This is a genomic window from Enterovirga sp. (assembly GCF_028290205.1).
Classification (GTDB): Bacteria; Pseudomonadota; Alphaproteobacteria; order Rhizobiales; family Beijerinckiaceae; genus Enterovirga.
The window spans coordinates 1-7207 of the sequence record NZ_JAQGKF010000178.1 but is presented as its reverse complement, the minus strand read 5'-3'; the positions used below and the strand labels follow the sequence as shown (position 1 = coordinate 7207).

At 68.8% G+C, this 7207-nt stretch carries 6 protein-coding genes and 1 pseudogene; 5 read left to right on the top strand and 2 right to left on the bottom strand.

Annotated features, from left to right (window positions below):
- Window positions 1-314 (top strand): annotated as a pseudogene (locus JWR86_RS12850) (hypothetical protein); the annotation flags it as partial.
- Window positions 315-317: 3 nt separating this feature from the next.
- Here JWR86_RS12850 and JWR86_RS12845 read toward each other — a convergent pair.
- Window positions 318-500 carry a hypothetical protein gene (locus JWR86_RS12845; RefSeq protein WP_299566100.1) on the bottom strand — a complete coding sequence of 61 codons (183 nt, stop codon included), beginning with the start codon at window positions 498-500 and terminating at the stop codon, window positions 318-320.
- Window positions 501-743: 243 nt separating this feature from the next.
- Window positions 744-2243, bottom strand: coding sequence for an RNA polymerase factor sigma-54 (gene rpoN, locus JWR86_RS12840; protein WP_299566103.1), 1500 nt, complete (start codon window positions 2241-2243; stop codon window positions 744-746).
- A 168-nt stretch (window positions 2244-2411) separates the two neighbouring features.
- On the opposite strand from rpoN, the gene JWR86_RS12835 reads away from it, so the two are divergent.
- From JWR86_RS12835 to dnaA, 4 genes are all read left to right on the top strand, one after another.
- Complete coding sequence (locus tag JWR86_RS12835) at window positions 2412-3185, top strand: enoyl-CoA hydratase (RefSeq protein WP_299566096.1); 774 nt, start codon at window positions 2412-2414, stop codon at window positions 3183-3185.
- 18 nt (window positions 3186-3203) lie between these two features.
- Complete coding sequence (locus tag JWR86_RS12830) at window positions 3204-4181, top strand: threo-3-hydroxy-L-aspartate ammonia-lyase (protein ID WP_299566093.1); 978 nt, start codon at window positions 3204-3206, stop codon at window positions 4179-4181.
- A gap of 185 nt (window positions 4182-4366) precedes the next feature.
- Window positions 4367-4633, top strand: a complete 267-nt coding sequence (rpsT, locus tag JWR86_RS12825; RefSeq protein ID WP_299566091.1) for a 30S ribosomal protein S20 — start codon at window positions 4367-4369, stop codon at window positions 4631-4633.
- A gap of 710 nt (window positions 4634-5343) precedes the next feature.
- Complete coding sequence (gene dnaA, locus JWR86_RS12820; RefSeq protein ID WP_299566089.1) at window positions 5344-6858, top strand: chromosomal replication initiator protein DnaA; 1515 nt, start codon at window positions 5344-5346, stop codon at window positions 6856-6858.
- The last annotated feature ends 349 nt before the right edge of the window (window positions 6859-7207 follow it).

The window sequence follows — 7207 nt, the reverse complement described above, 5'->3', positions numbered from 1 at the left end:
TCCGCAGCTACGTGCCTGAGCCGGTGGGCCTGCCCGTGTTGGTTCTGGGCGAGGTGAGTGCCGAGGACCACGCCAACCTCCATTACGGTGAGGTGGGGCTCGCCGCGGGCGAACTCGTCACCGCTGGGTATCACGGCTGGACGCTGGTCGTGACCGGGACGGGCCCCACGATCCGGCAGGCGCGCGATGCGGCCTACCGGCTCGCGGGCCGCGTCGTGATCCCGAATGTCCGCTACCGCATCGACATCGGCGACAAGCTCATGGCGGGGGAGTGGCTCGAGATCGAGCGGCTCGGGCTGCTCGATCCGGCCTAGACGTCATTCCGGCTCGCGCCGATCGCGCTCCCGATCCCGCTCGCGGTCACGCTCGCCGCCCCCGTCACGCGTGCCGCGCCCCCCACGCCGGTCCCAGGACGGGGCGGCCGGGAGCTTCTCCAGGAGCTGCACGGCGATCTCGCCGCAGCTCTTGGTGCTTTCTCCCTCGGCGCAACGAACTGTCATCGAGATGTCGTCACGCTGAATGCGGATCAGAGGCGCACGAGGCGCCCTGCCGTCCTCCCGCGTGACCGGCGAGGTCCCGGACGACGATGCCCCCGGCGCAGGCTGGGCAATGGCGGCGCTCGCGGCGAGCGCCAGGACGACGGTAGTGAACATGCGAAGCATCGCGATCTCCCGGACGGCCGCCCGCACGCGGTCGCGGCCTCTCTCCACAACAGGGGGCCGGTGCCGGGGTTCCGGGCCAGGCTAGCCCCTGAGGGCAGCCTTCTCGCGCCGGCGCTCGACCGAAGACGGGATGCGCAAGGCTTCCCGGTACTTGGCGACCGTCCGGCGGGCGATGTCGATCCCCTCCCCGCGCAGCTTCTTCACGAGCGCGTCGTCCGAGAGAACGTCGCTGGTCCGCTCGGCGTCCACGAGCTGTCGGATGCGGTGCCGAACGGCCTCGGAGGAATGCGCCTCCCCCCCCGAGGAGGCCGAGATCGCGGCCGTGAAGAAGTATTTCATCTCCAGCGTTCCGCGGGCGGTGCCGATCGCCTTGTTGGAGGTCACCCGCGAGACGGTGGATTCGTGCATGCCGATCGCGTCGGCGATGGTCTTCAGGTTGAGCGGTCGCAGGTGCGAGACGCCATAGGCGAAGAACCCGTCCTGCTGGCGCACGATCTCGCTCGCCACCTTGAGAATGGTGCGCGAGCGCTGCTCGAGCGAGCGGGTCAGCCAGTTGGCGCTCTGCAGGCAGTCGCTGATGAAGAGCTTATCCGAATCGGTCCGGGCCTGGCGGGCGACCCTGGCGTGATAGCTCTGGTTCACTAGGACGCGCGGCAGGGTGTCCGGGTTGAGCTCGACGAGCCAACTCCCGTCCGGCGCGGCCCGCACGAACACGTCGGGGACCAGGACCTGCACATGCCCGCCGCCAAAGGCCCGGCCCGGCTTCGGATCGAGCTGTCTCAGTTCGGCGAGCATCTCGGACAGATCCTCGTCATCCACCCCGCAGATGCGCTTCAGGGGGGCGAAGTCCCTCCGGGCCACCAGGTCGAGCCGGGTCAGCAAGGCCGCCATGGCCGGGTCCAGACGGTTCTTCTCGCGGAGCTGGATGGAGAGGCACTCGGACAGGTCCCGGGCCGCCACCCCGGTCGGCGAGAAGGTCTGCACCATCCCGAGCACACCTTCGACAAGTGCCGGATCAGCGCCCAGCCGGAGAGCGATGGCGTCGCAGCTCTCGGTCAGGTAGCCGGCTTCGTCGACCGCGTCGATCAGGTGGGCGCCGACCATCCGCTGGTCGGGCCGACTCGTGGCGAGGTCGAGCTGCTCGCGCAAGTGCTCGTGCAGCGTCTGCTCCCGCGCGAGGTGCGCAGTGGGATCGAACTCGCCCGCGTCGAACCCGCCCGAGGCCGAGTTCTGCCAAGCTGGGGTTGTGAGAGAGAGGGAGTCGGCGCCCTCCGGCGCGCGCACGGTCGGCGCGTCGTCCGGGAACGCATCGGCGAGGTGGTGATCGTCGGCCTGGATCCGCCCGCCGCCCAGATCTAGCTCCCGGGCGGGGACCTCGTCGGAGGCCCGGTCCTCCGCCGGCCCCGGGTCCGCTGAATCCGGCGGCGCGTCCTCCAGGAGCGGATTTCGTTCCAGCTCGGCCTCGACGTAGCTGACCAGGTCGAGATGAGAGAGCTGAAGCAGCTTGATCGCCTGCAGGAGCTGAGGCGTCATGACCAGGGCTTGGCCCTGGCGCATCTCCAACCGCTGCTGCACTCCCATCGACCGCAAGGCCCCTAGGCACGATCTTTGCTAGTCACACTCTAGTCGTACGCCGTGGCGCCGAGCCCGTCAAAGTCTTTGTGCGGCGCACCATGCGCCTCCCGGCAACGGTGCTTGCCGGGATCCCGCGCCTTGGCTACGGCCTCCGCGGCGGCGGAGATCAGGCCCGTGACCTATGAACACATCCTTGTTGAGATTCGCGACAGGGTTGCCCTTGTCACGCTGAACCGGCCGAAGGCGCTGAACGCGCTGAACGCCGCGTTGCTGGCCGAGTTGGATCACGCCCTTGCCGGCTTTGACCGCGACCCCGGGATCGGCTGCGTCGTGCTCACCGGATCAGAGAAGGCCTTCGCGGCCGGCGCGGATATCCGGGAGATGTCGGAGCTCGGCTTTCCGGCCATCTATGCGGAGGACCTGTTCGCGGTGGGCGACCGTATCGCCCGGCACCGGGTTCCGGTCGTGGCGGCCGTGGCCGGCTTCGCCCTCGGCGGCGGCTGCGAACTCGCCATGATGTGCGACATCATCCTGGCCGCGGACACCGCGCGGTTCGGTCAGCCCGAGATCAAGCTGGGCGTCATTCCGGGAATCGGCGGCACCCAACGCCTGGCCCGTGCGGTCGGCAAGGCCAAGGCCATGGACCTGTGCCTGACAGGCCGGATGATGGACGCCGTCGAGGCCGAGCGCGCAGGGCTCGTTGCGCGCGTGGTGCCGGCCGCCGAGTTGCTGACCGAGGCACTCGCGGCTGCAACTGCAATCGCCTCCATGCCACGCCACGTGGCGATGATGACCAAGGAGGCGGTGGACCGGGCCGACGAGACGAACCTCGCCGAGGGGGTGCGGTTTGAGCGGCGCGTCTTCCACGCCCTGTTCGCGACGGCAGACCAGAAGGAGGGCATGTCGGCCTTTCTCGAGAAGCGGAAGCCCGACTTCCGGCACAGCTGAGACCAGGAAGCCCGCGCCATGCCCGTCGAGTTCGCTCCCACCCTCCCGACCTTCGCCGATGTCGCCGAGGCCGCCGGCCGCCTCGCCGGCATGGCCCACCGCACCCCTGTCGTGACGTCCCGCACCGCGGACAGCAGGACCGGAGGCAGCCTGTTCTTCAAATGCGAGAACCTGCAGCGGGCTGGTGCCTTCAAATTCCGAGGCGGCTACAACGCCATCGCCTCGCTCGATGCGTCTGCCCGGGCAGCCGGCGTGGTCGCCTTCTCGTCCGGGAACCACGCCCAGGCCATCGCCTATGCCGGGGCGCTTCTGGGCGTCTCCACAGTGATCGTGATGCCGGCGGACGCGCCAGCCATGAAGGTGGCAGCCACGCGAGGCTACGGCGCGACGGTGGTCCTCTACGACCGCTACACGGAGGACCGGGAAGAGATCGGCCGGCGCATCGCCGCGGAGCAGGGCCGGACCATGGTGCCGCCCTTCGACCACCCGGCGGTGATCGCAGGCCAGGGCACGGCGGCGCTCGAGCTCATCAATGAGGTCGGCCCGCTCGACCTCCTGCTGGTCTGCCTAGGCGGAGGTGGCCTCCTCTCCGGCAGCGCGCTTGCGGCGGCGGAGCTCTCTCCCGGATGCCGCGTGATCGGGGTCGAGCCTGAGGCCGGAGACGACGGCCGCCGGTCGTTCGAATCGGGCCGCATCGTCACCATCCCGGTGCCCCAATCCATTGCCGATGGCGCCCTGACAACGGCGCTCGGCCAGATGACTTTCGCGATCATTCGCGAGCGGGTGTCCGGAATCGTCTCCGTCTCCGATGCCATGCTCGTCGACACGATGCGATTCTTCATCGAGCGGCTGAAGCTCGTCGTGGAACCGACAGGCTGCCTCGCGGCAGCGGCCGCCCTGCACGGAATCGTGCCTGTCCGGGGCAAGCGCGTCGGCGTCATCCTGTCTGGCGGAAACGTCGATCCGGCGAGCCTGGCCAGGTTCCTGGCGAGCTAGGGGCGTGGAAACGCTGGGGACGCATGAAGGAGCGACGCCGAAATTGTTGACGGTCGGGGAAGGTCCGGTCTAGAAGCCGCGAGACGAGCCCGCGCGCCTGCGCCGTGGGATCGCTTCTCTTTGCAGCTTCGACATCCCGGCCCGCGAAGCGGCGGCGCCGAGGACCAATCCAGCGAGGATAGCCAGTGGCCAACACCACGTCGGCCAAAAAGATGGCCCGCAAGATCACCCGACGGACCGAGGTCAACAAGTCGCGTCGATCTCGGATGCGATCCTTCGTCCGGAAGGTCGAAGAGGCCATCTCCGGCGGCGATCACGGCCAGGCGCTTGACGCGCTCAGGGCCGCCGAGCCCGAGCTGATGCGGGCCGCCCAGCGCGGGATCCTGCACGGCAACACGGCGTCCCGAAAGGTGTCCCGTCTCGCCATGAGGGTCTCCTCCCTCAAGGCCTAATTGCGGCAGAGGCCGCCCGAGAACGAAGCCCGGCTTGACGCCGGGCTTTTTCGTTTCAGCCTACGGAATCGCGGGCTGGTGGCACAGAAGCCATCAGATTCGTGCTTCGTTCCTGTTGACTCCCGCGGCGCATGTTTGGGCCCGCGCGACTCTCAGAGGCCGCGCTGTTCGCGCAGATAACCCGTAACCATCTCAATGGCTTAAGCGGTAAGGCCAGGGACCTGGCTCCGGCCCCCTCGGCCGTCCCCGAAATGGGGACGGGACCAGAAAAAAAAGATCGCCGCGCACTGGGCCCAGGACCAGCCGCCGAATCTAAGCGTCCACAGGCCTTTAATCGTCGGCACCCTGAGGGAACCGTGCCGCGATTTGGCCCGATTCGCCGCCGGGAGGGTCGAGCCATGTTGCGCGGCCGGAAGCTGCCGGATAGGTTTGGGTCAGCCTTGGTCGAGCGGCGGCAAGGCTAATCAGTTCAAGTCCTGTTGATCACCTCGCTGACTGGGAAGGTTCGCGATGTCATTGCCATGAAACGAACGGTTAACGTTCGCTGTGGCGAGACATATCGGCGTGTCGTGTTCTGACCCTTTCCATGGTTCGCGGGAACAGACGCCGCAGTTAGCTCAGCGTTTGGGTTCCTCCATTCGGGTTTTAGTAGAACGCCGCCAGAGATGGTCGGCGGCGGGAGCGGCGTGAGCCGCCGCGGGGAGTTGGGAATGTTGGCGCGGGGGGCTGGGCAGCGGGCAGCTGAAGGCGAGGTTGAGGGCCGGGCGCGGCAGGAGACCGGGGTGGCGGAAGACGCCTGGACGCGAGTGAAGAGGCGCCTTCGGGCGGAACTCGGCGAGGACGTGTTCTCGAGCTGGCTGGCCCGCCTGGAGCTCGACCAACTGGCCGACGGCAAGGCGGTCCTGAGCGTTCCGACCCGATTCCTGAAGAGCTGGATCGAGGCGCATTATCTCGACCGCATTCTCAGCACGTACCGCAGCGAGCAGGCCGGATTGTCAGGCGTGTCGGTGGTGGTCCGGAGCGCGTTCCGCGATCCCGCGGCGGCGAGCCGTTCGAGTGCTGCCCGGCCCGCGAAAACCACATCGGGCGGCGAGCCGGCCCTTGCCGCGGAGCCGAGCCGTGAGGACCGCGTTCCGGCCCAGGCGACCCCACTAGGTGCACGCGACGAGCGGAGCACCGCGGAACTGGCTGGCGCGCCGCTGGACGCCCGCCTCACCTTCGAGAGCTTTGTGGTGGGCCGCTCCAACGCGCTGGCGCAGGCCGCTGCCGAACGGATCGCCCGCAACGACGGCGGCGCGGCCATCTACAACCCGCTCTATATCCAGGCCGGTGTAGGCCTCGGCAAGACGCACCTGCTGCACGCGGCCGGCAATCAGGCTCGGGCCGGCGGTCGCCGGGTCATCTACCTCACCGCCGACCGCTTCATGTACGGCTTCGTGGCCTCACTGAAGGCGCAGACGTCGCACGCCTTCAAGGAGCGGCTGCGCGGCATCGACCTCCTGGTCATCGACGACGTGCAATTCATCCAGGGCAAGACCATCCAGCAGGAATTCGGCCACACGCTGAATGCTCTGATCGATGCGGGCCGGCAGGTCATCGTTGCCGCCGATCGGCCGCCGGGCGATCTGGAGAGCCTCGACGAGCGCGTCCGCTCCAGGCTCGCGGGCGGCCTCGTGGTCGAGATCGCGGCGCTGGACGAGGGTCTGCGGGCCGGCATCCTCAGCCAGCGGCTCGCCGCGGTTCAGGCCACCCATCCGGGTTTCGAGGTCGGGCCTGCGGTTGTCGCCTATGTGGCCAACGCCGTGGCGACCAACGGCCGCGATCTCGAAGGCGCGATCAACCGGCTGCTCGCGCACGCCACGCTCACGGGGACCAACGTCACGCTGGAGACGGCGGAGGTCGCGATCCGCGACCTCGTCCGCAACCGGGAGCCCCGGCGCGTGAGGATCGAGGATATCCAGAAGCTCGTCGCCACGCGCTACAACGTGTCCCGCTCGGACATCCTGTCGGAGCGCCGCACGGCCGCCGTGGTGAAGCCGCGCCAAATTGCCATGTACCTCTCCAAGGTGCTGACGCTGCGGTCCCTGCCGGAGATCGGCCGACGCTTTGGCGGGCGCGACCACACCACGGTGCTGCACGCGGTGCGCAAGATCGAGAAGCTGATCGGCGGCGACACCGCCTTGTCGGAAGAGGTCGAGCTGCTGAAGCGCATGCTGCAGGACTGAGCCGCCTCTCAGCCGGACGCGATCAGAGCCTCGCGCCGGGAGCGCAACGGCCCAGACAGCCCAACACTGTACAGGCAGGGATGTGGTTGTCGGCCCGGGTACACCGGCCGCGAGACCGGTCGCGGCTCTGAGGCGAGCTCCAAAAGCCCCCCGGGCGAGGCGACACCGCATGGGGGCCGCCGACAGCCCGACGACAAACCTCGCCCGGCTCGCTCCCAACAACGAACGGCCCGGTGGCGGTCGGCCGGCAACGCCCGCGTCAGCACGCGGCGTCGCCCGTCAGGCTCCGGGACGGGCGAGCGCCCATCCCGGAAGGCCGGTCAGCCTGGGCTCAGACGACCCGGGTGCT

Coding starts and splice junctions, on each gene's coding strand:
- JWR86_RS12845 (WP_299566100.1), bottom strand. CDS start 500: ATGACAGTTCGTTGCGCCGAGGGAGAAAGCACCAAGAGCTGCGGCGAG.
- rpoN (WP_299566103.1), bottom strand. CDS start 2,243: ATGGGAGTGCAGCAGCGGTTGGAGATGCGCCAGGGCCAAGCCCTGGTC.
- JWR86_RS12830 (WP_299566093.1), top strand. CDS start 3,204: ATGCCCGTCGAGTTCGCTCCCACCCTCCCGACCTTCGCCGATGTCGCC.
- dnaA (WP_299566089.1), top strand. CDS start 5,344: ATGTTGGCGCGGGGGGCTGGGCAGCGGGCAGCTGAAGGCGAGGTTGAG.